The following is a 26,724-nucleotide window of genomic DNA, read 5'->3' on the forward strand; positions in this document are numbered from 1 at the left end:
TCATCTTTCTTTTAAACATTAAATATGGAGGGCGCTGTATAATGCATTTTTTAAATTGAGCAGGCAAAAGGCTATGGCACGATTCATCATTGAATTTAAAATAATGTTAAAATTAGACTATAAATATTCCAATTTCTAACTTGATCACTTCTTGAGCCCCAAAGAACTAGAGCATAAAGCCTCTTTTTTCCTATTGACTCTTTTGAACGGAAACATCATCATAATGTTTTCTCATCGTTCAAACCTTTACTCTAAATCTTTGCTCTCACACAAAGGATGATGCTATATGAATAATTTTAACGATCCGCGCAATGAATATTTTCCAAATACGTATAGAGAAAAAGAAGATGAAATAGATCTTCTTGATCTTTTACTTGTTCTCTTAAAGAACAAGAAGCTTATTATCGGCATCACCCTTTTTTTTACTTGTGGGGCTCTTATTGCAAGCTACATAATAACCCCAGTATATAGCTCATCAACAACGGTTTTGTTATCCCGATCAGATGAGTCTATCTTTATAGATAAAAGCTCGACCTCTGTACGTAGTGTCTCTACGTTTACGCCAGAACTTATCACAAAGCTTTTTTCAACCAACAACGTAATCAGTAAAACAAAAGCCAGCTTGTCTCAAAAAGGAAAGGGTTCAACAGTTGCGCTTCAAGCAACTTTGGATAACAAAACGCAGGTTATTACACTCACAGCAACTGCCGACACGCCTAACATAGCGGCTACAGCCGCAAACCAAGCTGTGACAATAGCGCAGTTAGAGCTTGAATCTCTTATTCAAAACCAAAATGCCCAAATTACCCAACTGGAAAATACTATTTCACTCGAAATCAATGATGTGAGAAAAAATCTCTCCGAAAAGGAAAAAGATTTTGCCTATTATATACAAAAGACAACATCTTCAAAAGAAAAAGCTGCACAGCTCTATTCTTTTTCAAAATCCGAAAATGCACCTAATGCAGCAGCTTTATATGAGCTTCCAGATGGGGGGCTCGAATATCTTCGACATCTTCGCGAGATTTCTCTTCTCGAAAACCAATATCATATGCTTCAACAACGCAAAACAGCTCTAGCAGAGCTAAAACGCCCTATAGATATAATGGTTCTTGAGGAAGCTATTCCACACTTGTCTCCCATCAAACCTAAACGTTCTATTCTCGTAGCTATTGCAACTACGTTAGGCCTTTTTTTAAGCGTATTTGCGGCTTTCACCAGAGAGTTCTTTCGCAATGCTAACAATGATCCGGAACGAGCTCAAAAGCTAGCAGCCATACGTAAATCATTATCGTTTAAAAAGTAAAAATGCGCTGTAGCTAATAACGAGACCTGCTTTTATTATTTTTTATAGCGATAGAAACGATATATAACTTTTTGTTTTAACTGCGCCGGCCCCATTCGGTCTTTTTCCCAGTCTTTTAAGTCATCCCAGCTCCAGAGATCTGTATGGGGACTTACCAAAGATTCAAGGTCCAGATACCAAGGGTCCTCCACCATAAGAACCTCTAAATCAGAAGACGTAGTATCTCCCCGACTCGCCAATCGGTGTTCATAAAAATTCCTCACCTGGCCATTCTGCCAGTACGTCCGTACTCTTTCTGCCTTAACTTCCCCAACTAGTACATAGTTTGTCGGCTCCAAAAAACCTTTTTTACCTGTTTTTTGTAATAGCCCCCTAAAGACTGGTTCTTGAGTTGAATCAACTCTCCGAACATGCCCTATAGTGCCTGAAAGAAGGGGCACCTGAACAGCATGCCCACGAGGCGTTCGCGTATAATCAAAGGCAAGTTCTCCCATTTTTTTAGTTATATCATCTTGGGCAAAGCGCACAACAATTCCTGTATATGCCGGTTGATTATCCAGCTCTTCATATAAAAAGCCAACCGACCAATCTTTAAAAGAACGCCCTACAAACAGGTTAAATCCTCGTTCTGTCTGACCTAAGGGTTCTTTTCTCACTGGCAAGTCGCCATAACGGGCCTCATAATGCCACTTTTCAAAATCATTACGAAAAAAAATATATTTTTCTGCCCAATCTGAGGGGCGGTCAATGCCTAATCCCCAGTCTATCCATGTCGCATGGAATCCCAATCCGCTTTTATGGGCATAATCCGCTGTTAAGATGACACCTGAATAGCTTGTTTCGTTTTTTCCAACAAGGTCATCAACTCCCGGTACCTGGTCAAAAGTAGCAATAGCATCAGGATAAGGGAAACGTAAATATCGCACTCTTCCAAGCTTTCCACTTAAGCTAAGAACACTTGAAGTCGTTGTATAAAAGCCGTATGCCTCAACAAAATTCTCATCAAACCGAGGAGACCAGTTCTCTAAACCATTCAAAGTATCATTTGAACGAACAATTGCATGCCAGCGTAAGCATGGGAGAATATCCACATCAGCTAAAAATTGCAAATTACGCACATCCAGATGGTCTTTCCAAAAATGGGCTCCGACACTAAGACGCCAAAAACCATTTCCACTTCCGATGCCAGGAAAAAACCATCCTTGCGAATTTATCTCATCCTGTGCCCCCCATATTTTATTTTCAAAGGGGCAAGTTACAACAAAAAATATAACCAGAACTATAAAAAAGCTTTTTTTCATTCCGCAAAGCGACCTTACCTAATTTGTATGGGAAGGGCGATTAAAGAACTGCCTCATCCATTTCAATCCCAAAGTTTGTTTTAACTCATGCATTTTTTGAGATTGCTCAGGATCTTTTGTTGCTCTTTGCCATGCTTCAATAACAAAAGCACAAAAGATAGAAACAAACAGCCCCAACATACCAGCCATAATTACCATTAATTTTCGTTTCGGTTTTATACGATGTTCTGGAGTCACTGCCTCATCAAGCACTTGAATAACAACAGGTGTGTACGATTCATCTAAACGTGCCGTTTCGTACATTTTAAGCAACGTACTGTATAGAACTTCCTTAAACTTCCAGTCTCGATATTTATCTAGATATTCAAAGCGTGCCGCCGGCATGCCGCCCACAGGATTAAGTGGATCGTTAGACCCAGTATTCATCTCTAATCGCTCAATTTCTTCATTTAGCCCCTTTATCTCTCTTTCAAGTTTTACCACTTCGGGATTTTGTCTTGTAGCATAAGACAAAAGAGAACGAAGCTGAATTTCTTTGGCTGCAATTTGAGCCCGCATATTGATTCTATTTTGAATATTAGCTGTTAATTGAGCTTCTCCCATGTAAACTCCTGTTTTCTCTTGAAACTCTTGCAAGAGATTCTCTGCGGCAGATAAAGCTTTTCGTGCACTCTCAAGTTCCTTTTCATAGTAAAGTCTACGTTGAGTTGCTTCCGTAACAAAAAAAGAGTCAGCCATATATCGGAGTTCATCGACGTAAGCATTGGCTATTTCAGCTACTTTTTGCTGGTCAGTATAATTAACAGAAATTAATATCGTTCCATTTGTTTCTTCAGCAACAGACAGTTCTCCTATATACTTCTGAACAACATCAAGCCGTTTCATTTCTTGAGATATTTCTAGCTCTTCTCTCCAATTGGCAGAAGCAAAACGGTCAAGAATACGGTCTTGCATATTTCGGCTTTTTAACATGCTTACATAAATATTGCCACCACCAACATTCAAAGAAATCAAATCAGATAAAGCTCCTGCTTGTTGCTCAATCAAATTGGCGAAGGAAGGCCTTTGCACGGGATTCAATATTCTTGTCGAAGCCTGATAAACCTTTGTCATCATCAAACTCGCAATGATAGCAATTATTACAAATAAGAGCGTTACATATGCAATCACCCTCTTTTGACGCGCTAAAACAAGCAATACATCAAAAAGAGAGATTTCGTCTTCTTCCACGTCAGGAATATGGCTTTTTTTTTCGAAATCAGACATATCAAGCACTCCTTTTTAATTTGTAATATTATGAATACTCGCCGCCGTAATAGCTATTTTGGTAATCATGTCTATATAATCCCTAGTTTGGCGCAGCCCCTTGTAACTTGCCACCTTTTGAGGAACGACAATGGCATCTCCCGGCTCTATTAATTGCCATTTTTCTTTGTTAAATTCTTTTACCCAAGGAGTAACTTCTCTCGCAGAAGCCTTTACGCGAACTGCTGTGCCATCAGATTTAAGAACATATATTCTGGAAGGACTTGCTTCACTCGTATATCCACCTGCCATAAGAATATACTCTTTATAATTTAATCTTTTGTCATAAACAAAGGCTGAAGGATTAAGAACAGATCCAATTACCTGCACTGTAGATGGATTTGAAGGGATGTAGAGCGCATCTCCTTCTTCCAAAGTTAAATCGTAACTTGTTCCCTCTAATACGTTGGGATCCGCTATCAATGTCGCAATACGTCCTGTTGCCTGAATCTGTTTCATCTTTTGCAACAAACGCCGTTTTTGTTCTGTTTCACTTTGAAGAATACGTGCTTCCTCAGAAGAGAGCGCTGATGACATTTCGTTAGTGTTCACAGCAAGAAGTTCTCGTTCCATTCGTTGTACCATTTCATGAATCTGTTGTTGCTGCGTTTTTTTAACGCTCTCTCGTGTAAAGATCGCTCCCCTGGGATAGGCTCTATCGGAAAAACCTCCAGCCCTTTTTAAAAGAGATGAAAGGGGCTCTCCTTCTTTAATAGAATATTCCCCAGGATATTTCACTTCTCCATAAATAAAAACTTTTTTATAGAGTTTCCAATCTGGAACGGTTCTTATAAAAATAAAATCATTCATCTTCAATAGAACGTTATCAGTAGAAGTTTCTGCCAATGCTCTCTTTACATTCACTCGCAATCGTTCTGTCTTTGGGCCTTGAGAAGACACCTCAACTCTTGTAATTTCCGCATCATCAGCTGCATAATAAAGAAGCCCACCAGCCCATTCGAGAACGTCTTTCAACCTAGTCTTTCCTGGTTCAATAGAAAAATTCCCCGGTTTAGCTACTGGCCCCGTAATTCGCACTGTGCTTTGGCGCTCTATAACAGAAAAAATTCTCAAAAAGTCTCCGTCTTTAAGGGTGGTTGTTCTCAGAGAATTTTTTGAAAGCTTCTTTAAATCCCCCTCAAAAACCGTTCTGTATTCCTGACCTACAACTCGCATCATTTGCACACGGCCATCAAAACCAGTAGCCGACATTCCTCCAGCCATAGTAATCAGACCATCTACATTTAATGAATTCTTGAGTTCGTAGATAGCTGGCTGGCGAACATTTCCAACAATAGCCACTTGAGGACCAACGACAGGAATAAAAATTACATCTTCAGGCATCATTCGGATATCTTTAGTTTTATCGCCCTTCATGAGCAAATCGTACATATCAAAAGTCGTAACGGTTTTTCCATTTCGTTTCACTGCAATCTGTCTCATGGAACCACTTGAATTTGGGCCACCAGCCTGAAGTAGCACATTTACGAGAGTTGCAAGAGATGACACTGTATATGCTCCCGGCTTTTTTACATTTCCAACGACATAAACTTTGATGCTTTTTAAAGCTCCTAATGTTACATTCATTTCGAAATTTGAGAAATACTTAGAGAACTCTTGCTCAAGAACGTTTTGAAGCTCTCCGAACGTTAATCCCGCAACGCCAATGACCCCAACCCTCGGGATAGTGATATTACCCTGACGGTCTATTGTTTCATTCCAATTTCCTTCAACCATACCCCAAATACTAATTCGAACCTGGTCTCCTGGCCCAACTACATAATCTGGACGTATTGGAATTACATCGCCAGGGGCAAAAGTCGACGGAACGTTTTTGAAAAACTGCGTACCGTATCGCTGAATATGAGTCAAACGATCTTCTGGCAAACTTCCTGTAATAAAACGTTTGAACTCAGCTATTCCTTCAGCTAGGTTTGAATCATCTACATCATTTATATTCCATTGATCATCAATTGAATTTTGCAACGAAGAAGGATTTGGGAAATTTGGGCTTTCAGTTTGGGAAGAAATATCTGGAATTAGAGGAGCTTGACCTGGAAGAATTATAGATGGAGATTGTATCTTTCCATTTTCTTGCACCGCTGGAACATCGGGCAAAACAACTCCTCCACCATCAGAACTTCCTACCTCTGTCGCTTGTGCAATAGAAAAGGAAGTGACTAAAAAAATAAAGACCCCAACATTCATAAGAAACTTTCGCAAGATAGAGGACCCCCATTTTGGCTTAGTAAATATTGCTGAACATTCCGGTGGTTCATTATACGGAATTAGAGGTCAAACAGCAAGCCTAATCACAATAGGTATAATTACCCATCAGAAAAAGTCTTTTTTATATTTTTTAGTATAAAAAACAAGACTTAAACTGCACTATAACTGTTTGTATTATTTTTAATAACCATTCAAACAATTTTTTCAAAGAACGACTATGTTCCACTTGACGGAAATATTTTTTCTTCCTATAGTGTCGGTGATTAATTTTTTAGTACAAAATAAAATTAACATAAACATTTATCGCAAGTTGTTTTTCTCAAGAAAGAGCCTCATAATATTGCAAAAGGACGGGCTGGCATTAGATGCCAGTCTACCAATATTCTTTATTAAGGAGACAATGTTGTATGAGCAAGATCCATAGAAAATATTCGCTTTATCATTCTTTGACTTCTCATCTAGCGTTTCAAAAAATCTTTTTAGGTATGAACCATGTCGAAGAGTAAACGTATGCTTCTTATCAAACTTTGTATAGATGTTTTTCTCGGAGCGTTATCTGCTTATTGTGCCTTTGTTCTTCGTATTGGTCTACCTTTAGATAAATACGCCCCTCGGGCTTTTACTTATATTTATTTAAGTGTTTTCATCAAAATTGTACTCAATTATTACTTCAAGCTACACCGCCAATCATGGCGGACTGTTGGAACGCGCGATGCCCTTGTTCTTGCCAAATCAACTGTAACTTTTGCTCTTGTGGCCTCTTCTGTCGCTTTTATGTTGGGATCTATCTATAATATTCCTCGCAGTATCCCCCTTATTGATGCCTTTGTGTACGCTGTCTTTATGGGAGCAAGTCGATTTGCCTGCCGAATGGTTTTTGAAGAAGTGGTTGGACGTAAAGTCGGCATAAACAAGAGAAGAACGCTCATCATAGGAGCCGGTGATGCGGGAACCATGATAGCTCGCGAGATGCTTCGTCACCCAGAATCAGGTCTTGTTCCAGTGGGCTTCCTTGATGATGACCCTATAAAACAAGATACTCGCTTTTTAGGGCTTGATGTGTTTGGGAAAATTGCAGACCTTCAAAACGTTGTTCATAATCACGGCATAGAAGAAGTTGTTATCGCCATGCCATCAGCCCCAGGCTCAACAGTACGCAGAATAGTGGAAATAGCAAAAAAGACAAAAGTTCAATATAGAATTATTCCTGGTATATATGAAGTGTTGAGCGGTAAAGTGTCGATTTCGCTTCTACGACCTGTAGAAGTAGAAGACCTTCTTCGCAGAGAACCTGTTAAACTTGATCTTGACTCTATAGCGGGGTATATTGCAAATAAAGTTGTTCTCGTAACAGGTGCCGGCGGATCTATTGGTTCTGAAATATGTCGTCAGGTTTGTCATTTTTCACCCAAGCTTCTTATTCTTCTTGGACGCGGAGAAAATAGTCTTTTCAACATAGAAAGAGAGATAAAAGAACAATTCAATGCCATACCGTATAAAATTCTTGTAGCTGATGTTCGTAACAAAAGTAAAATGGAAAAGCTTTTTGAAAAATACAAACCGGAAGTCGTTTTTCATGCAGCTGCCCACAAACATGTGCCCATGATGGAATGCAACCCCGATGAGGCTATTTTAAACAATATCGGGGGGACACAAAACCTCGTAAAATGCGCTCTAAAATTCAATACGCATTACTTCGTTAACATATCTACAGACAAAGCAGTAAACCCCACATCTATTATGGGCGCCTCTAAACGGGTGGCAGAAATGGTGGTACGAAAAGCTGCCAAAGAAGCAAAAGAGGGGCAACACTTTATATCTGTGCGTTTTGGAAACGTTCTCGGTTCTCGCGGCAGCGTTGTTCCTATTTTCAGAGAGCAGATCAGAAAGGGTGGCCCTGTAACAGTAACCCACCCTGAAATGACACGATATTTTATGACAATACCCGAAGCGGCGCAGCTCGTTTTACAAGCGGGAGGCATGAACAAAAACGGACAGGTTTTCGTTCTCGACATGGGCGAACCTGTTAAAATCGTTGATTTAGCTAAAGACATTATTCGCCTTTCAGGCTTTGAATCTGAAGAGATTGAAATTATCTATACTGGCGTACGCCCTGGCGAGAAGTTGTATGAAGAGCTTCTTACAGCGGAAGAAGGCACAACAGCAACTCATCATAAAAAAATATATGAAGCAAAAAGCAATGATTTGCCAAAGGATATGGAAGGCAAACTTACATCTTTATTTGAAGCAGCTTCAAGTTGCAACAAACAAGAGATTATTTTAACTCTAAAAGAAATTGTGCCACGCTATAAATTTAAAGAATAATTTTTTCTTAAGGAGGCTTAATTTTACTATGCCTTATGTTATTAGAAAAGCAACAATTGGGGATATAAAAGGAATTGCATCTCTTCACAAAGAGCAATTTCGAGATCATTTTTTAGGGCATTATCCTATATTTATTATAAAGAAATTTTATGAATCTTTTCTAGACACCTCTTTGTTCTTTGTGGCACTTCAAGAAAATAATGTAGTTGGATTTGTTATGGGAGGAGATTCCGCAAAGCTACAAACATGTAAAAATAATTTTATTAAGAAAAATCTTTTGATGATTTTATCATCTACTATATGTATACCATCTCTATATATAGATGCTTTATACCGTGTAAAACAAATGAAGAATAAACCAATAGAAAAAGAAGTTCAAACCTCTTCTTCGAAATCTATTCGTCTTTTATCAATTGCGGTTTCGAAAAATATGCAAGGAACAGATTTAGCTTCTACACTTGTCAGTACTTTTGAACAACACTTAGAAGGGGTACTTCAATATGGCTTGTCGGTGAAAGATACAAATAAAAGGGCCATAAATTTCTACAAAAAAATGGGATTCCAATTAGAAAAAGAAGAAAACCATAGTTTTTACCTTATAAAAAAGTTAAGTTAAAGAATGGAGTTAAAAGTGAATATTTTACTTATAAATCACTACGCGGGATCTCCTGCAATGGGAATGGAATATCGTCCTTACTATATGGCAAAAGAATGGTTAAAACTTGGTCATAAAGTTACAATTGTAGCTGCATCTTTTTCTCATCTTCGTTCCCAACAACCTTACATAACATCTTCTATTCAAGAAGAGAAAATAGATGGAATTCGTTATGTATGGTTAAAAACACCTTCATATACTGGTAACGGATTGGGCAGAGTTAAGAATATGCTATGCTTTGTCGCGAAGCTATACAAATATTTGCGTCAAATAGCAAATAAAGACCGTCCTGACGTAATAATAGCATCGTCTACATACCCTTTGGATATCTTCCCTGCGCACCATATTGCTAAGCGTTTTGATGCTAAACTTATTTTTGAAGTTCACGACTTATGGCCATTATCCCCAATGGAAATTGGGCACATGTCGCCTTTACATCCCTTCATATGGGTAATGCAACGCGGGGAAGATTATGCATGCAAACATGCAGATAAAATTGTTTCTATTCTCCCCCTTGCGAACAAACATTTAGAAACCAGAGGAATGTGCCCTAAGAAATTTGTTCATGTTCCTAATGGAATTAACATAGACGAATGGAAAAACAACAATATTAAATTACCGCCAGAACATCAAACGTTTTTTCAAGAACATCAAGGCTCTTTTTTCGTAGGATATGCAGGGAGTCACGGCTTAGCCAATGGATTAAAATATCTCGTACAAGCGGCTTCACTACTTGAAGAGAAGAAAATTGTAATCGTACTTGTGGGGCAAGGCCCAGAAAAAGAGAGGTTAATAAATCAAGCAAAAAAACTTAAACTAAATAACATTTTCTTTTTACCGCCAATACCTAAAACTATCATTCCCTTATTGTTGGATAATATGAGATGTTTATTTATTGCTGCTAAGAGAACCAACCTGTATAGATACGGAATATCAATGAATAAATTATTTGATTACATGATGTCGGGACGACCTATAATTAATGCGATAGATGCTGGAAACGACCCCGTAAAAGAAGTTGGGTGTGGTTTATCTATCCTTCCCGAGGATCCAGAAGCTATCGCAAAAGCGATTCTAAAAATATACAATATGCCAGAAGAAGAACGATGTCATTTGGGAGAAAAAGGCAAAAAATATGTTTTAGAACACCACACATATCCTGTGTTAGCTGCTTCTTTTTTACATGAAATTAAGAAAGGTGATTACTGTGGAAAATAAAAACTTTATGCCGTTTGCTTTACCCGATATCGGTCAAGAAGAAATAAATGAAGTTGTTGATTCATTACAATCCGGCTGGTTAACGACAGGGCCTAAAACTCGCCAGTTTGAAAAAAATTTTGCAAATTATTTAGGCGGAAATATACAAGCTTTAGCAGTAAGTTCTGCCACTGCCGGGCTGCATCTGGCATTAGAAGCAGTTGGAATCAAATCTGGAGATGAAGTGATTACAACAACATATACTTTCACTTCCACAGCAGAAGTTATTCGTTATGTAGGTGCGCATCCGGTTTTTGTTGATATTGATCCCCAAACGCTCAATATCAATACCGACCTTATTGAGAAAGCTATAACTTCTCACACAAAGGCTATCATCCCTGTTCATATAGCAGGATTACCCTGTAATATGAATTCCGTGCTATCTCTTGCCAAAAAATATAGTTTGAAGGTAATTGAAGACGCTGCACATGCTTTTCCCGTACGTTATCAAAATAAGTATGTAGGAACATTATCTTCTGATGTTGCTGTTTTTAGCTTCTACGCAACAAAAACTATTACCACAGGTGAGGGAGGAATGGTTGTCACAGCCAATCCCGAGATAGCAAAACGTTGCAGTATAATGCGGCTTCATGGAATTGATCGTGACGCATTTGACCGGTATACTTCTGAAAAACCATCTTGGTACTATGAAATAGTTGCCCCTGGTTTTAAATACAATATGACAGATATAGCTGCATCTATTGGCATTCATCAACTCAAAAAAGCTCAATCGTTTAAAGAAAAGCGAGCTGCCATTGCGAAACGATATCTTCAAGCCTTTGATGATCTTCCCATTATTCTTCCCCACTCTCCAGATGAAAGAGAAGACCATGCTTGGCATTTATTTGTTATTAGACTTACTCAAGACGCCCCCATTCAGCGAAATGCTTTTATTCAAAAAATGTCTGAAGCCGGAATAGGTTGCAGTGTCCACTTTATACCTCTGCATATGCAACCATATTGGCAGAACACATATCACTTACAAAATAATAGTTTTCCAGAAGCCACACATGCATATGAAAATGCAGTGAGTCTTCCGATTTATTCGAAAATGACTGATGAAGATGTCGATAAAGTAATTAAAACGGTTAGATCTATATTATTATCATGAAAAGAAAACGTCTCTTTGATTTGACCCTTGCTATACCTGGGCTTCTTATATTAGTTCCAATATTTTTTTTTATCGCCGTATGGATCAAGTTAGACTCTAAGGGACCGGCGCTTTTTAAGCAAAAAAGAGTGGGACATAAAGAGAAACATTTTTATGTATATAAGTTTCGAACAATGGTTCCAGATGCTGAAAAAAAAGGATTACAACTCACAACCGCAGAAGATATAAGAGTCACCAGACCTGGAAAATTCTTAAGGAAGTATAAATTAGATGAACTTCCGCAACTTATCAATGTGCTCAAAGGAGAAATGAGCCTTGTAGGGCCTCGGCCAGAAGTACCTCGATATGTAGAACATTACCCTGATTCAATGCGGAAGATAATATTTTCTGTTCCTCCTGGAATTACTGATTTAGCTTCAATTGAATTTAAAGACGAAAATACGCTACTACAAGAATCAAGAAATCCAGAAGAAACATACATACGAGAGATACTTCCAATTAAGCTTAAGTATTATACCGAGTATGTACGAAATAGGTCTGTAAAAGGGGATATAAAAATTATTTTAAAAACTATAAAGAGCCTTTTATGTTAGTAAAGAACAGGAGATAAATTCTAAATGAATAAAGTTATTTCACTCGTAGGGGCACGCCCTCAATTTATAAAAGAAGCCATTATAGCATCTGAAGTATATAAAACTAACGCATGGAACCATGTCTTGGTCCATTCTGGCCAACACTATGATGCCAACATATCAGATCTTTTCTTTCAAGAGCTACAAATTCCAACTCCTCGATACTTTTTAGGAATCGGATCTTCTAGCCACGGCAAACAAACTGCAGCAATGCTAGATAAATTTGAAGATATACTTCTTCAAGAAAGACCTGATATGATTCTTGTATATGGAGATACAAATACCACTGTAGCTGGAGCATTAGCTGCTGCTAAACTTAAGATTCCTATAGCTCATATTGAAGCAGGAATTCGGCAAGAACCTAAAAACATGCCTGAAGAGATAAACCGAGTCGTAACAGACCATATGTCCTCTCTTCTCTTTTGTTGCTCTGAGCTTTCCAGTCAAAACCTTAAGCAAGAAAATATAACAAAGGGGGTTTTTATTTCTGGAGATATTATGTACGATCTCTTTCTCCAAATGAAACCTCGTTTTTTAAAAGAGAAAATGCTGCAAAATTTCAATCTTCAAGAGGGCAAATATACGCTTATAACTCTTCATCGAGACTTTAACGTAGATAATAAAGAAAATCTCGTTTCTATTCTGGAAGGGCTCAAAGGTTTTACAGAAGAAACGAAACTCCCTTTGATTTTTCCAATGCACCCAAGAACCCGAAACCGCATAGAAGAATTTAACCTTACTAAATACCTAACTTTTATGAATATCATTCCACCCGTCGGTTATTTAGAACTTATGGGACTTCTGGAAGGATGCACAAATGTAATTACAGATAGTGGCGGCCTACAAAAAGAAGCCTACTTTGCAGAAAAACAAGCCGCTGTAATTATGCCCGATACAGGGTGGAGAGAAATCATAGAATCAGGCTGGAATCAACTTGTGTCTGCAAATGAAGCAAAAGAACTTTTACCTTATTTCTTAAAAAATAAGTCTACCATATACCCAGAGAATCTTTATGGAGATGGGAAAGCCGCTAAAGTTATCGTTAAAAACATTATGTCATATTTAAATAAATGAGGTCTTCCAAAAACAATGGGAAAAAGAATCTGTCACATTACAACTGTGCACTCTGCATACGATACTCGAATTTTTATAAAAGAATGCCAATCATTGAGTCAGTCAGGCTATGAAGTGTTTCTGATTGCTCCAGAAACTTCTATGCCTCTAACAGACGTTTCTGTGAATATAAAATTCATCCCCAAAGAACATAGCCGTTTTCTCCGTCTGGCACGTGGTCAATGGCATGCACTAAAAGAAGCTCTTAAACTAAAAGCTTCTCTCTATCATTTTCATGATCCTGAACTTATCCTTATGGGGCTTATACTTAAACTTATGGGGAAAAAGGTAGTATACGACGTGCATGAAGACCTTCCTCGCCAAATATTAACAAAAGGTTGGCTTCCGCTATGGAGTCGAAAAATTGTTGCTTCTATAGCTGAATTTATTGAATGGGTAGGAACAAAATTTTTTGATGGAGTAATCGTCGTAACTCCATTAATACAAAAACGTTTTCCTTCTTACAAAACGATATTAGTTCAAAATTTCCCACTACTAGGAGAATTGGCTTCTATAGAGACTAAAAATTATGCAAATCGACATCCTTACTTTGCCTACATAGGTGGGATAACTACCATTCGCGGCATCAGCGAAATGATAAAAGCAATAGAACACATAGAATCAACTCATGTAAAACTTATACTTGGCGGGAAATTTAGCCCAGAAAGTTTATATGAGCAAGTGAAATCTCTTAACGGATGGGGAAAGGTGCAATATGAAGGCCTTGTAAGTAGGGAAAAAGTTACTGAAATATTGGCGAAGGCAAAAGCAGGACTTGTCTTATTACACCCAACTCTTAATTACGTTGACGCCTATCCAGTAAAATTATTCGAATATATGTCTGCTAGTATTCCTGTTATAGCATCAGACTTCCCTTTATGGCGTCAGATCATAGAAGGAGCTCAATGTGGATTACTTGTAAATCCTCTGTGTCCCCAAGAGATTGCCGAGGCAATGGAATGGATTTTAAACCACCCAAATGAGGCAGAAAAAATGGGGGAAAATGGGCTTAAAGCTGTGCAAAACACCTATAATTGGGAAAAAGAAAATGAGAAGCTTCTGGCTTTTTACAAGAAACTGCTCGGAGAAGGAGCGTAAAATATGGAGAATAGTAAATATAAATTAATCTCTCCTCAGGCACAAATAGGTACAAATGTATCTTTAGGCCACAACGTCATCATAGAATCAAATGTCGTTATAGAAGACAACGTTGAAATCGGGCATAATGTCATCATTCATTCAGGTGTACATATAGAAAGCTTCTGTAAGATAATGGATAACGTCGTTTTAGGCAAAAAACCGGCAAAGGCCTCTCTTTCTGCTACAACAGGTGAAGAACGAGAACTACCTCCTCTTATTTTGGGAAAGGCCGTTACAGTTGGAGCAGGATGTATTGTTTATCGAGGCGCTGTTCTTCACGATCAAGTTTTTGTCGGTGATATGGCTTCTATTCGAGAAGATGTCGAAATAGGCGAGCTCACTATTATTGGACGAGGTGTTACTGTTGAAAATAAAGTTTCCATTGGCCGAAAGTGCAAAATAGAAACAGAAGCGTATATAACAGCTATGTCAACTATAGAAGATTACTGTTTTATTGCCCCTGAAGTAACTTTTACAAATGATAATTTTCTTGGGCGAACGGAAGAACGTAAAAATTATTTTGCAGGCCCCACCCTTCGTCGTGGGACACGAATAGGAGCCAACGCGACCCTGTTACCTGGTCTAGAAATAGGGGAAGATGCTCTAATAGCAGCTGGATCTATTGTTACAAAAAACATTCCGCCTCGGGTTATCGTTGCCGGAACACCTGCTCGATACTTACGAGACGTTCCAGAAGAACAGCTTATAGAAAATCAAATCTTTTTTGATAAATAGATAAACTTTATTTTTGCATATAGAGGTGTAAATATGACGTTACTTCAAAAAATTAAATCAAAAACTGCTTCTGTTGGTGTTATTGGCCTTGGTTATGTTGGCCTTCCTTTAGCAGTTGAAAAAGCAAAAGCCGGATTTCACGTAACTGGTTTTGATATTCAATCGGAGAAGGTCGAGAAAGTAAACAAGGGAGAAAACTATATAGGGGATATTATTCCCCAAGAGCTTAAAGAGTTAGTCGCTTCGGGGCACTTGCATGCTACCAGTGATTTTGTTGATATTGGCAAATGTGACGTCATTGCTATTTGTGTGCCTACTCCATTAGATGTATTTAAACAGCCTGATCTTTCTTTTGTGGTGAGTTCAGCACAATCTGTAGCAAATCATATACATAAAGAAATGCTTATAGTTTTAGAATCAACAACATATCCTGGCACAACAGAAGAAGTGCTTTTACCTCTGTTTGAAGAAAAAGGTTTAAAAGTAGGTGAAGACTTTTATTTAGCTTTTTCTCCAGAGCGCGTTGACCCCGGGAACCACTTATATAAAACTAAAAACACGCCTAAAGTTGTTGGTGGATGCACACCCTTATGCACAGAACATGCAAAGGCTTTATACGAAGCAGTACTCAATGCTCCTGTTTTTGCTGTTTCTTCTCCTAAAGAAGCAGAGATGACGAAAATTCTTGAAAATACTTTCCGTATTGTTAACTGCGCTCTAGCTAACGAAATGGCTATAGTATGCGATAAAATGGGCATTAATGTGTGGGAAGTTATCAATGCAGCTTCAACAAAACCCTTTGGCTTTGTCCCCTTCTTCCCAGGGCCTGGAGTCGGTGGGCATTGTATCCCCATAGACCCTTTCTATCTCACTTATAAAGCAAGAGCCTATGATTACCATACTCGTCTTATTGAACTTGCGGGAGAAATTAACGACTCTATGCCTGAACACGTTGTAGAACGGCTTATGAACCTTCTTAACGAACGGGCTAAGCCCCTTAAAAACAGCACTGTTCTTCTTTGTGGTGTAGCTTATAAGGGAGATATTGACGACCTTCGAGAATCTCCAGCCCTAAAGATTTGGCAGCTTCTTGAAAAAAAGGGAGCTATCGTTAGTTATTACGACCCTTGTTGCCCCTCTGTAATATGGAATGACAAAAAAGTACTTTCTACACCTCTTACAAAAGAAGTTATACAAAAAGCAGATGTAGTAATCATCACAACAGCTCATAAAGAAAATGTTGATTATCAGCTTATTGCAAAGAATGCTCAATTAATCTTCGATACTAAGAATATTTTGAGTCAAATTCTTAATATAAAACCAGAAGCATTAGAAACTTTGCATATTTTATAAAAAGGAGTTATCCATTATGTATAAATTTGCCCTGCTTGGCTGCGGCCGAATAAGTAAAAATCATATAGAAGCTTTAGCAAAATTAAAAGAAGAAGGCAAAGCAGAAATTGTTGCCTGTTGCGATCTTGTTCGAGAAAAGGCCGATACTGTGGCTTCTCAAACAGGGTGCGTTCCATATTACGATTATGCATCAATGCTCAACGATGGAAAGTTTGACATCGTTTCGATTTGTACTCCTTCCGGTCTTCATCCAGACCATGTGACAATGGCAGCACATGCAGGGAAACATGTTCTTAGCGAAAAACCGGCAGGCACATCTTTAAAATCAGTAGATGCAGCTATAGAAGCATGTGATAAAGCACACGTCTATTATCTTGTAGTGAAACAAAACCGTTTTAATAAGACTATTCAACTTTTGCGTAAAGCTCTTGAAGCTAATCGCTTTGGTCAGATTTATATGATTACATCTAATGTATTCTGGACCCGCCCACAAGACTACTATGACCAAGCCAAATGGAGAGGAACTTGGGATTTTGACGGCGGATGCCTTTCAAATCAGGCCGCTCATTATGTGGATATGGTTCAGTGGATGGGTGGCTCTGTAGAAAAGGTGAGTGCCTTTAGTTCTACTCTCGCACGGCGAATTGAAGCAGAAGATACTATAGTTGTGAATATTAAATTCAGAAGTGGTGCTCTTGGCTCCATAAATGTCACGACACTTACCTATCCGAAAAACCTTGAAGGCAGCATCACTATTCTCGGAGAAAAGGGAACTGTACGAATTGGCGGGGTTGCCATGAATAAAATTGAAACGTGGCAATTTGCCGATAACGATCCCATGGACGAAGCCATTAATGCCGTTAACACTACCCCCAAGAGTGTCTATGGTTCTGGACACCTTGATTACTATGGGCACGTTATAGATGTTCTAGATGGCAAAGCGTATCCTATAGTTACAGGGCGAGAGGCACGAAAAACTGTGGAGATTATAGAAGCAGCGTATAAAAAAGTCTTTAAATAGCACTAAATTATTAATTTTTATATACAAAAAAGTCAATAAGGAAGGATTATTCATCTATGCTAAATGAAAAAACGCATAAACTTCGACAAAAAGCATTGGCTATTTTTTTATTGATATATTTAATAAGCATTTTCTTTTTATACCTCGATAAATCTATATTTTTTAAATGTGTAATAATAATGTCTCCTTTTTTTATTCTGGCATATTTTGCCACCCAAAAAAAAATTGAGAATATCGCCTCGTTATGTTTCTTTACCCTATTTTTCTCCATTACAATTCTTAGTTCTTCCATAGTACAGGGGCAAGAACTTGTAGAGAGTTTTCACTTGGTAGCGTTATCAATTCTTAACATATGTCTTGCATATATTTTAAATCAAGAACCTATATCAAAAAAAGTACCTAAAATTTATTTAATTGGGCTTTTTACTCTTTGTTTTTTTTTAATGTTATACGGCGTAAACCCTAATCAATTTTTCCCCAAGTCGAGTAGAAATACTTTTTCGTGGCTAGTTTTAACAGGGACTTCTCTTTTTTATTTTATTTTTACACAAGAGAAAATACGTCACAACTACCCTCTTTGGCCTGCTTTTTTTAGTTTTTTAATATCAATTTGGGCTCAAGGCAGAAGCGGGATAACAGCAACTGGTATTTTATTTTGTGGAATAATATTTTGTAATTTTCGCGATCAAAAAAACTGGAAAAAACTTTTTTACGTTCTTGGAGTATTTATTTCTCTTACATTGTTAATGTTTCTATTTATACACTTCCAAGAAGCTAGCATTAAGGGAGTTATTAGAAGATTTTCATATGAAGGGCTCCGTGAAAGTCACCGAATAAGTATAATTAAGAACTATTTCGATAACTTAAAAAACGTAAAGGACATTATTTTTGGTTTTAACATTAAAGATGATCCTTTTATGGGGCGTTGGCATTTTAACCTACATAATTCATTTTTGCAGCTTCATTATAGAGTTGGGATAAGTAGTGTCTTCATCATTTTTTTAATAATAAAAGGAGTTATTAGGAAAAGCAAAAATACGCCTTTATTTTTTTTTGTTGCTCTTGCACTCTTTCTTAGAGTTTCAACAGATACAGTAGCTTTTATTCAGCCATACGACTTCCTTTTTTTTTACTTTGTTTTTAATTAGCTCAAGTAAAAAAACAAATAAAAGTGTAGGCACATAAAGTTTTATTTATAGCGTTTTCTCTATGCAACATCTTACAAAGCTTGTAGCGTTATGTAGTTGATAGTGCCATGAATCCTTTTCCTGTTGTACCACGGTTTAATATATTCAAAGAGCACTTCTCAAGCAAAGCCAAATGGTATTGATATCTACGGTGATGGACTTCTTCTTTCTTTAAAACAGTAAAGAAAAGGCTCGACACAGGCATTATCATAGAGGATTCCCTTTTCTGCTAAAAGAATGAATAATGCCCTTAGAGCAAAGATAGCTTTCAAAAAGACCGCCTGTATATTGAATTCCTAGATCACTGTGCAATATAATACTGCTCGTTTTTTCACTTTTACGCATGCATTTTTCACTGCTTTGACGGCTAAATCGTTGCTCATGAATGGTGTGCCATGCCATACGTATAACCGATAATCATCTTCCTGCTGTGAATGTCCATTGCGAATGTAAGGTATATCCAGCCCCTTTGACCCTTTGGGATATACGTACTATCAGTGCACCATTTTGGGCTGATATCACTTGCTAAGAAATTTCCGCTATGGAAGTGTGTTCGGAGACGGGGGATGAAGCAGGAAGAGAGCCGTCATGGAAGAAAAAGTCATTACGCTCCTCTCCATCCTTAAAGGGTAGAAGGGAGTCCAAGGTTTTGGAGAGCGAAGCCATCGTACTGATGATAAGGAATTGTATATTCCTACGTTCCCTACATCACATCTCGTAAAACCTTTATGATTTCCGCTACAAACTGGGTAAAATATTACAATCAGAAACAGTCACACGTAGGAAAAGAAATGGACGAAAAAATATACGAGCTCTCTTTAGTCAGTTCAAAAGTCGCTGCCTCTATTCCACTACTGCTCTTGGACAGAGTAAATCTACTCATTTTCGAATTGGCGGAAGCCAATCATACTGACTGGGATTCCCCCATCCACTTTATCACGTTATAAGAAAGCAAACTATGGTCCCTTACATATGGCTATTTTTAGGAATGGCTATAAAGACCTTTGTCCTTTTTGAAAAAGAAACCAAAAACTACCACATAACAAGCTCCTTATAAAATTCTATTTCTTCTGGAAGAACAAAATGGCTATTATGCCAGAGTAGAACAAACTCACCATTGTACTTTTTACAGATATTTTTTAATTTCTTCGCATAATCAAAGGCTTCATCATACGGAAGATTCATATATCTTTCATCAAACAAAGAACACTCCATTGTCGTTAATGGATGTTCCCATAAATTTAATGGTTTTCTTTTCTCTAAATCATATACTTGAAAGGGATAACATGTACCACATCTAAAACCAGCATAATCCGCGTAAGAAAGCGTCGTATCATAATTTAGCCCAGCCTCTGTATAATTACGCCATGTCGTAGAAGCCTCCCATCGCAGATAATGCTGACGTCCACCCCATACCGGCTGTTCTATGCCAAGAGATGCACATACTTCTTGCAAAGTAGCACTTTCTTTCTGTGTCAACATTGAATCGCGATATGTCTCATAACTACCGTGGAAGCCTATTTCATGCCCTCGATTATGAATGAACGTTATAATGTTTTTTATCTTTGGGTGCTTAATGTCATAATCCCCATCAAAATGAATCTTATTGAGAGGAATAAAGTAAAAAGCATCTTTGCTTCCAACAGATTCTCCTATATCCATAATCAACTTGAAAGTATAAAAAGGATCACGTTCTACGTGTCCTTTTTTAACGTCAATCCAACGTAATGTCCTATCAATAGCACGTGTCAAATCATGTCTCTTTATAATATCAGCGCCCAAAGACCTTACACATGCCCATAAAGGCTTAAACACGTTCTCAAAAGGGGAATCAACATCATGGGTCAACTTCATAGCAAATGATCTTTGTTTGCGCTCTAATCTAGGCCAGAGCTTTTTCATACACCACCATAGAATTTCAATATATTCATTTACAACTGGCCTATGTAAATAATTATTTTTATACCCATGTGATGCTATAGCTGGAAACCGCCCGTGACAATCTCGCTCTGTGCTTACGTACTCTTCCATGCGAGAAAGGAAATAGAACGCACTTCCAAAAAGGTCAAAATTTAGACAAATTTGTTCTTTATTAATCTCTAAAAGGGGGTTTCCTATATCTATGCCACATAAAGGTATTTCTATAGAACTTAAATCATCTCTACCACTCAAAATAGGAGTTTTTACCATGTAAAGAGGCACTGGCTTAATTTTCTCTTCACTACTCCATGGATTCACAGCTTGGAACATTCCCTCAACACTTATCTTACATTGACTGTTATTCATAGATACAACAAAATACTTTCCGTCTGAAAGGGAAAGGCTATATGGCACACCTAAAAAATCTTCAAAAATGACCTTTAGAATATACTTCGTTTCTTCTTTAAAGCCAATAGGCACATCTATCTTAATCATAGCTTATCCTTTTTTAAAATCCCTTGAAAAAGTTACGAATTACAGGTTTTATAGATTTTGGAACTATTACTCGATATATTTTTCTAGCAACGCTATCGTGTGTTAACGTAAGATAAGGCATTAGAGGGAATCCCCATGTAGCTTTCGCATTAGCAACAGCTTCTATATTGCCACCTACGAAATCAAAAAGTTTTCCTCCATTTTTGGCCATATCTTTAAAACTTTCAGCATACGTTAATTGATTAACACCCAATTTAATATGCTGGCGATCACTGCCTGCGGACCAATCAATTGAAACTCCATCAGCTAGAAATAATTTTATTTGTCCAGAGACAGGTTCGCCTTCTTGGGTATAACAAACGTATCCGCGAACAGACTCTTTTCCCAAGTACTGGGAACATAAAAGAAGATCTTCTGGAGGGGTCATATGTGAAAACTTCTTTATTTCTTCAGTTTTTGACAAACAATAATACACATCATCCCAGTTTTGTGTCACTTTAACATTATATCCTTCGCGTGTTGCTTTCTTAATATTTTTACGAACACTGGAATCCGAAATTTCAACGTTAACAGGTAAAAATGTAGCAAAAGTATATTTTATTCCAATATTTAATCCGTTCCACTGAAAAACCCGACCATCTATGAAACCGGGAGGGAAAGCTATCGTTCCCCGAAAACCTCTTTTTAACAAATCGGTAGCAAGCAATCCTGCCACTTGTACCCACTGTGCAGAGAGCCTATGAAGTTGCTCTGTCGGGGTAGGGAAAAACTGCAACGGTAAATAAGGGTTCCTTGGTGGCAAAACTACATGTCCCTGTTTATCTAAATAAAAAACTGCTTCTAATTTAGGAAGATCTTTCCCTGGTAATTCATAAAACACCCTTTCAGCTTTATATCCCCACTTTTCTTCATTAAAACGTAACCAACCATCAAGAAATAAAGCCGATCGCTGTGTGACCAAAGCTGCAGCAAGAGTATCATGCATCATATGTACCATTTCCTTTCATTACTTTACATTATTCACGCACTTTTCTTTTTTCACGATATGGTTCTAAATCACAAACGAGGTAGACTCTTTCTTCGTTCATGCAGGGATCAAAATATTTCTCTACTACTTCAAAACCAAGATTCTTGTTACTCTTAAGAGAAGCTACATTATTTAAACTAACACGAGAAGATACCCCTTTCAAAAAAGAGCTGCGAGCAAAATGGTAAAGCGCATGACGTCTCAACTCTGTACCAAGACCTCTTCCTCTAAATTCTGACAAAAGGCCAGTATCCCCCTCGTGTATCGTTCGTTCTTTGCAATCACGAATATTAAAATAGAACAAAGAATAACCAACTATTTTTTGAGTTTGCCGATCGCAGACAACTATACAAACCTTTTGGCCTAATAAATATAATAACAAACGTCTTGCTTTTCCTAGATTTAGGCCGGAATGAAATAACGAGTAAAGATTGGCAACATAAGGAACAAGTCGAGGTTTACATGGCAAAAACTCAATGTCATTAACCTCTTTTTTAACAATGGCAGAAAGGAACGATGCCGTGTAAAAATTTCGGATAATAAAAAAAAAACTTATAATTAATTTAACTCGTTCAAAGTATCCTTGTAAAATCATTTACTCATCCCCTATTTTTGCAAAATTATGTATATCTTAATTTAAGAATGAGATATACCTTAAATAACAAAAACTCACAAGATTTACTTCCCGCGCTTTTTTGTTAAGGGATATCATGCAAATAGTCGAAAGCATCGTGAACTCTTTTCCTGTTATATTTAGAGATGATATATACAAAGAGAGTTTTCGGACAACACTAAATATCCTTCTCTAGGATATTGATTTTTTCTTTTTTCAAAATAGAATGAAAAGACTCAATACACACCATGCATTATTATAAGGATTCTTTTTTTCTGCTTATGAGGTTAAATTTTTGTGTCCATGGTTATACACTAAATTCATTATTTTAGCTATAGTTTCCTGAGTTTTTCCCTTATTTGTAGTCTTGTGTAAGCTCCCATTCCTTTCTATCTTTAAAAGAGCATTAATAATAGATTTGTCATCTCTTCTATATATTGCTTTTTGACGTTCTATTTGTTTTTTATAATAAGAAGCTCCAAGTTGATCAATAATGATCGATTGCACTCCAAATTCTTCAGCTTCAATTACAGAAGAAGAAGAGGAGGTAATATGAACATCCATATATTTTAGTAAAAGATAAAGAGGCAAATCCGTAGCCTTAGCGATATTGATGTTTTTGAATGAATTCACTTTTTTCTCCAAAAACCGCATAACATCTCCTTTTTTAAAAAGCATCCCTGGATGCAATCTAATCCACCACATCCACTCTTTAGGGCTATTCCTTATACAATTAGAAAGTTTATTAAGTGTTTCTATGTAATTTATCGGCTGAAGGGTAACCAATATATGTTTCTTGAAGAAACTTTTATTAATTTCCTTTTTAAGATTCTCTTCTTCCTCAAAAAAAATTTCTCCTCTTTGTACTTGTTCTAAAAAAAGATTCCCCCCTACAATTGGCTTATGCCTTTTAGAATTATCACCGCTCCATGAATAAATATTATGTGCTTCATCATCTGACCAACACCAAAAGAAATCCGGTAATAAGTTATAACCATCGTCGGAGACGGCGTTCCAACGTCCATAACCAACGTGGAGATCTCCCTGAACACCATGTTGGATATCAATCGAGGGAATGCCAAATTCATTACATGCTAAAATAAATGCCATACCTATTAAACCATAATAGCAAGTAACCATACCAACTGAAGGAGTAATCTTTAAAAATATTTTTTTGTAAAATTCCGCCAAGTTTCTTATATAGCGCAACAATAAGTAAAGCCTTTCCTTCGATGGAAATTTTAGGCCTTCTCCATTTTTTTTTGTTAAAAGATTTATTTGTTCCAAGAAATAGGGAAAAGAATCATCTAAGCATACCGTTTTAAAAATAGAAGAAGTCCACCTAATCATTAACAAATCTTTATCTATTAACCGCGATGGGGAGTAACGCGGTAACCTATATTCCCCCCCCCGTGTAAATTCTAAGCAGAGAAGCGACAGATTTCCTGCTTTAAAAGCTTTAGCAATAGGATCATATACCCTTAAATACCAAAAACGATTAGCTTTTACTCGAGAAAGGGCGTCTGTTATAAACACTATATCTCTTTTTCCCTCACAATAATCGCATTTTTTTCTGTCAACAAATGAAGCTTTATAGTAGGATACTAGAGACGAACAAGCTGATTTGGCTTTTTTATAGCAACTATAAAATTTTGAATCAGCTTGAGGAGATTCTTCTCTCTGAATGTTTTGGAAATATACCAATACCCGAAATAATGGCCATACATCTATTCCATCCCATTTCCACTGGTTAACTGGCAAAGAGTCCTCTACAGAATTCAAAAAATCCATTATTTTTTCTCTTTCCATAAAACTTTTTCACCTCTACAGTTTCTCTTGTATGCAAAAATATTATCGATTTCAAATTATTTTAAGGGCTGTTTCTTCAACAAACAGCCTCCTTTACTTTATCGCAAACATACTCTACATTGTGCTCTGCAAGGGCCGGGAATATTGGCAAAGAGATTTCTCCCGCATAAAAATGTTCTGCGCATGGGCACTCTCCGCTCTTAAATCCAAATGTGTTCATGTAATAGGGATGAAGGTACACAGGAATATAATGGACCTGAACACCTATGCGATGCTCTCTCAAAAACTCAAAAACATGTTTTCTCCTCGATGGCTCAACCCAGAGGGGATAGAGGTGATAGGCATGACCCGAATGAGATGGAGGTATTTTTATATTTTCCACAGTGGCTAAAGCCGCATTGTAACGTTGAGCGATGCCGCGTCTCTTTTCAAGAAAGCGATCGAGTTTCTTCAACTGAGAAAAGCCAAGAGCAGATTGAAGATCAGTGAGACGATAGTTATATCCCAAATCAATCATCTCGGCGTACCAAGGTCCTTGAGATTGCCTCTCCATTTTTGCTTCATCTTTCGTTATCCCATGAGATCGGAAGAGACGAAGCCGCTCCGCAAAAAGAGGGTTATCGGTAACAACCATGCCTCCTTCCCCAGTGGTAATATGCTTCACTGGATGGAAGCTGAAAACGGTCATATCCGCTTCCGAACCAACCTTCCGACCGTCTCTGGTCGCTCCCAGCGCATGACAGCCATCCTCAATAATAATAGCTCCTGTTTCGTCAGCAATGGCGCGAAGACGCTGGATATCGACAGGGAACCCTGCATAGCTTACCGGAGCTATTACTTTTGTCTTTGATGTTATTCTTTGAGATACTGCTTCGGGGTCAATACAATAGGTGTCAGGGGAGATATCCGCAAAAACGGGGCTCCCTCCAAGATAGACAGCCGCATTGCTTGTTGCCGCAAACGTAATAGGGGATGTAATGACTTCATCTCCATCTTGAAGGCCAGCCGCATAGTATGCACCATGCAACGCTGCCGTTCCATTCGCAAAGGAAACGGCGTATCTTACACCAACGTATTCCGCTATAGCCTCTTCAAACTGACTCACCAATGGGCCCTGAGTAAGCCAGTCACCTTTCAGTACGCTAATGACTGCCTGAATATCCTCGTCATCTATTGTCTGATGCCCATAAGGAATATATTTCATGTTATTTACGTTCTCCCCCCAACCACTTTGTAAGTATTTCTGCGGTTAATTCCGCTCCATAACGATTTACCACGAAAGGAGGGGGCACAAGAGGGGCCGCAACAACTTTTTTCAGATCCGCCGTCCCCCATGTTCCCCAAAAACCTAAATTCCTGCCCACCCCTCGAGCCTCTATTGCTTCTCCGACCAAAACCTGGTTGTCCGCAACTTGAAAAACTGATATCGGTTTTTGCACGGAGAGAGCTTCATAGGCTGTCACGCTCGAAGTGCAAATTACAAAACGTGCCTTCGCTACCAAAGATGGGAAGTCTGGAGGCGCATAAACCACTGCAACATTTGACTTCGCAGCAGACAACGTTTCTATGTGTGACCTTTGCGCTTTTGAAACCATTGGACCCACAGCGATAACTAAAGGCAACCAGTGAAAATCCCACATTTGAACCATGCCCTGACTCGTATCAAGAATGTCGGAAGCACCTGAAGCAAAAAGACAATATCCCCTATCTTCTGCTTCGACACTCCAATAATCCTCACGAATAAAAGCATATTGGGGACCCAATAAACGTAGTTGATCTTTTCTCTTTTTATAGGGAATCGTGTCTGCGCCAAGATTATAGTTAATAAGAACATCAGCTATTTCTTCGACAGGTCGATCTCTAAAATCATCCATAATTACTAAGGGAGCTTTGTCTTTGAGCATCGCCAAATAATTGATCGAAGGGAGATAGCTATCGACAAAAAAGCAATCCGTTTGGGGAAGCCGATCTAGCATCCTAGGGTCAAAGATATCTCTGCAAATAGCTGCCCTTTCGTTCATCTGATGAAGAACATCGCCAGCATGTTCATTTGTAATCCAATGTATTATGCAACCTTTACGTTTTAAACATTTCGCAAGGGTGAGGCTTCTGAATAGATGCCCTGCCCCTATCGATGGGCCAGCTTGTACCATAAAAGAAAAATGAGAACCATTATTCTTTACCATGGAT

At 38.0% G+C, this 26,724-nt stretch carries 22 protein-coding genes and 1 pseudogene; 13 read left to right on the forward strand and 10 right to left on the reverse strand.

Going from position 1 to position 26,724, the window contains the following annotated elements:
• Positions 1–286: 286 nt before the first annotated feature.
• A complete protein-coding gene (locus ACZ5GY_RS09305) occupies positions 287–1,306 on the forward strand; it encodes a Wzz/FepE/Etk N-terminal domain-containing protein (protein WP_464111779.1) in 1,020 nt (339 codons plus the stop codon).
• A gap of 35 nt (positions 1,307–1,341) precedes the next feature.
• On the opposite strand, the gene ACZ5GY_RS09310 is transcribed toward ACZ5GY_RS09305, so the two are convergent.
• The 3 genes from ACZ5GY_RS09310 to ACZ5GY_RS09320 are packed head-to-tail and all read right to left on the reverse strand — an operon-like array spanning position 1,342 to position 6,135.
• Positions 1,342–2,607, reverse strand: a complete 1,266-nt coding sequence (locus tag ACZ5GY_RS09310; protein WP_464111780.1) for a hypothetical protein — start codon at positions 2,605–2,607, stop codon at positions 1,342–1,344.
• Between the two features lie 18 nt (positions 2,608–2,625).
• The gene (locus ACZ5GY_RS09315; protein ID WP_464111781.1) at positions 2,626–3,873 is read right to left on the reverse strand and encodes a GumC family protein; all 1,248 of its coding nucleotides are present in this window, start codon (positions 3,871–3,873) and stop codon (positions 2,626–2,628) included.
• Positions 3,874–3,888: 15 nt separating this feature from the next.
• Positions 3,889–6,135 (reverse strand): SLBB domain-containing protein, encoded by a 2,247-nt coding sequence (locus tag ACZ5GY_RS09320; RefSeq protein WP_464111782.1) that lies wholly within the window; start codon positions 6,133–6,135, stop codon positions 3,889–3,891.
• 498 nt (positions 6,136–6,633) lie between these two features.
• Here ACZ5GY_RS09320 and ACZ5GY_RS09325 point away from each other — a divergent pair, with 498 nt between their 5' ends.
• The 11 genes from ACZ5GY_RS09325 (at position 6,634) to ACZ5GY_RS09375 (ending at position 18,631) form a co-directional block, all read left to right on the forward strand.
• Positions 6,634–8,466 (forward strand): polysaccharide biosynthesis protein, encoded by a 1,833-nt coding sequence (locus tag ACZ5GY_RS09325; RefSeq protein ID WP_464111783.1) that lies wholly within the window; start codon positions 6,634–6,636, stop codon positions 8,464–8,466.
• Between the two features lie 28 nt (positions 8,467–8,494).
• The gene (locus tag ACZ5GY_RS09330) at positions 8,495–9,082 is read left to right on the forward strand and encodes a GNAT family N-acetyltransferase (RefSeq protein WP_464111784.1); all 588 of its coding nucleotides are present in this window, start codon (positions 8,495–8,497) and stop codon (positions 9,080–9,082) included.
• 63 nt (positions 9,083–9,145) lie between these two features.
• Entirely contained in the window at positions 9,146–10,339 is a 1,194-nt protein-coding gene (locus ACZ5GY_RS09335) for a glycosyltransferase family 4 protein (RefSeq protein WP_464112116.1), read from the forward strand.
• 7 nt (positions 10,340–10,346) lie between these two features.
• Positions 10,347–11,489 carry a DegT/DnrJ/EryC1/StrS family aminotransferase gene (locus ACZ5GY_RS09340; protein ID WP_464111785.1) on the forward strand — a complete coding sequence of 381 codons (1,143 nt, stop codon included), beginning with the start codon at positions 10,347–10,349 and terminating at the stop codon, positions 11,487–11,489.
• Positions 11,486–12,082, forward strand: a complete 597-nt coding sequence (locus ACZ5GY_RS09345) for a sugar transferase (RefSeq protein WP_464111786.1) — start codon at positions 11,486–11,488, stop codon at positions 12,080–12,082. The genes ACZ5GY_RS09340 and ACZ5GY_RS09345 overlap by 4 nt, the downstream gene beginning before the upstream one ends.
• A 24-nt stretch (positions 12,083–12,106) precedes the next feature.
• Positions 12,107–13,195, forward strand: coding sequence for a non-hydrolyzing UDP-N-acetylglucosamine 2-epimerase (wecB, locus tag ACZ5GY_RS09350; protein ID WP_464111787.1), 1,089 nt, complete (start codon positions 12,107–12,109; stop codon positions 13,193–13,195).
• A 15-nt stretch (positions 13,196–13,210) separates the two neighbouring features.
• Positions 13,211–14,332 (forward strand): glycosyltransferase family 4 protein, encoded by a 1,122-nt coding sequence (locus ACZ5GY_RS09355; protein ID WP_464111788.1) that lies wholly within the window; start codon positions 13,211–13,213, stop codon positions 14,330–14,332.
• 3 nt (positions 14,333–14,335) lie between these two features.
• Positions 14,336–15,109: an acyltransferase gene (locus ACZ5GY_RS09360; protein ID WP_464111789.1), complete on the forward strand. Its 774-nt coding sequence runs from the start codon at positions 14,336–14,338 to the stop codon at positions 15,107–15,109.
• Between the two features lie 33 nt (positions 15,110–15,142).
• On the forward strand, positions 15,143–16,462 hold the full coding sequence (locus ACZ5GY_RS09365) for a nucleotide sugar dehydrogenase (protein WP_464111790.1): 1,320 nt from the start codon (positions 15,143–15,145) through the stop codon (positions 16,460–16,462).
• A 16-nt stretch (positions 16,463–16,478) separates the two neighbouring features.
• A complete protein-coding gene (locus ACZ5GY_RS09370) occupies positions 16,479–17,483 on the forward strand; it encodes a Gfo/Idh/MocA family protein (RefSeq protein WP_464111791.1) in 1,005 nt (334 codons plus the stop codon).
• 56 nt (positions 17,484–17,539) lie between these two features.
• On the forward strand, positions 17,540–18,631 hold the full coding sequence (locus tag ACZ5GY_RS09375; RefSeq protein WP_464111792.1) for a hypothetical protein: 1,092 nt from the start codon (positions 17,540–17,542) through the stop codon (positions 18,629–18,631).
• A gap of 88 nt (positions 18,632–18,719) precedes the next feature.
• Here ACZ5GY_RS09375 and ACZ5GY_RS09380 read toward each other — a convergent pair whose 3' ends face one another.
• Positions 18,720–18,875 (reverse strand): hypothetical protein, encoded by a 156-nt coding sequence (locus ACZ5GY_RS09380; protein WP_464111793.1) that lies wholly within the window; start codon positions 18,873–18,875, stop codon positions 18,720–18,722.
• A 365-nt stretch (positions 18,876–19,240) separates the two neighbouring features.
• Between ACZ5GY_RS09380 and ACZ5GY_RS09385 the strand changes: the two are divergent.
• Positions 19,241–19,727: pseudogene (locus ACZ5GY_RS09385) on the forward strand (integrase); the annotation flags it as partial.
• Here the strand turns inward: ACZ5GY_RS09385 and ACZ5GY_RS09390 are convergent.
• The 6 genes from ACZ5GY_RS09390 to ACZ5GY_RS09415 form a co-directional block, all read right to left on the reverse strand.
• Complete coding sequence (locus tag ACZ5GY_RS09390) at positions 19,703–21,085, reverse strand: polysaccharide deacetylase family protein (RefSeq protein WP_464111794.1); 1,383 nt, start codon at positions 21,083–21,085, stop codon at positions 19,703–19,705. The pseudogene ACZ5GY_RS09385 and the gene ACZ5GY_RS09390 overlap by 25 nt on opposite strands.
• A 13-nt stretch (positions 21,086–21,098) precedes the next feature.
• Positions 21,099–22,073, reverse strand: a complete 975-nt coding sequence (locus tag ACZ5GY_RS09395) for a GNAT family N-acetyltransferase (protein ID WP_464111795.1) — start codon at positions 22,071–22,073, stop codon at positions 21,099–21,101.
• 28 nt (positions 22,074–22,101) lie between these two features.
• Entirely contained in the window at positions 22,102–22,707 is a 606-nt protein-coding gene (locus ACZ5GY_RS09400; RefSeq protein WP_464111796.1) for a GNAT family N-acetyltransferase, read from the reverse strand.
• Positions 22,708–23,004: 297 nt separating this feature from the next.
• The gene (locus ACZ5GY_RS09405) at positions 23,005–24,534 is read right to left on the reverse strand and encodes a hypothetical protein (protein WP_464111797.1); all 1,530 of its coding nucleotides are present in this window, start codon (positions 24,532–24,534) and stop codon (positions 23,005–23,007) included.
• 76 nt (positions 24,535–24,610) lie between these two features.
• Positions 24,611–25,738 (reverse strand): UDP-4-amino-4,6-dideoxy-N-acetyl-beta-L-altrosamine transaminase, encoded by a 1,128-nt coding sequence (pseC, locus tag ACZ5GY_RS09410; protein WP_464111798.1) that lies wholly within the window; start codon positions 25,736–25,738, stop codon positions 24,611–24,613.
• Position 25,739: 1 nt separating this feature from the next.
• Complete coding sequence (locus ACZ5GY_RS09415; protein WP_464111799.1) at positions 25,740–26,720, reverse strand: hypothetical protein; 981 nt, start codon at positions 26,718–26,720, stop codon at positions 25,740–25,742.
• Positions 26,721–26,724: the final 4 nt, after the last annotated feature.

This window comes from Aminobacterium thunnarium (genome assembly GCF_055390565.1).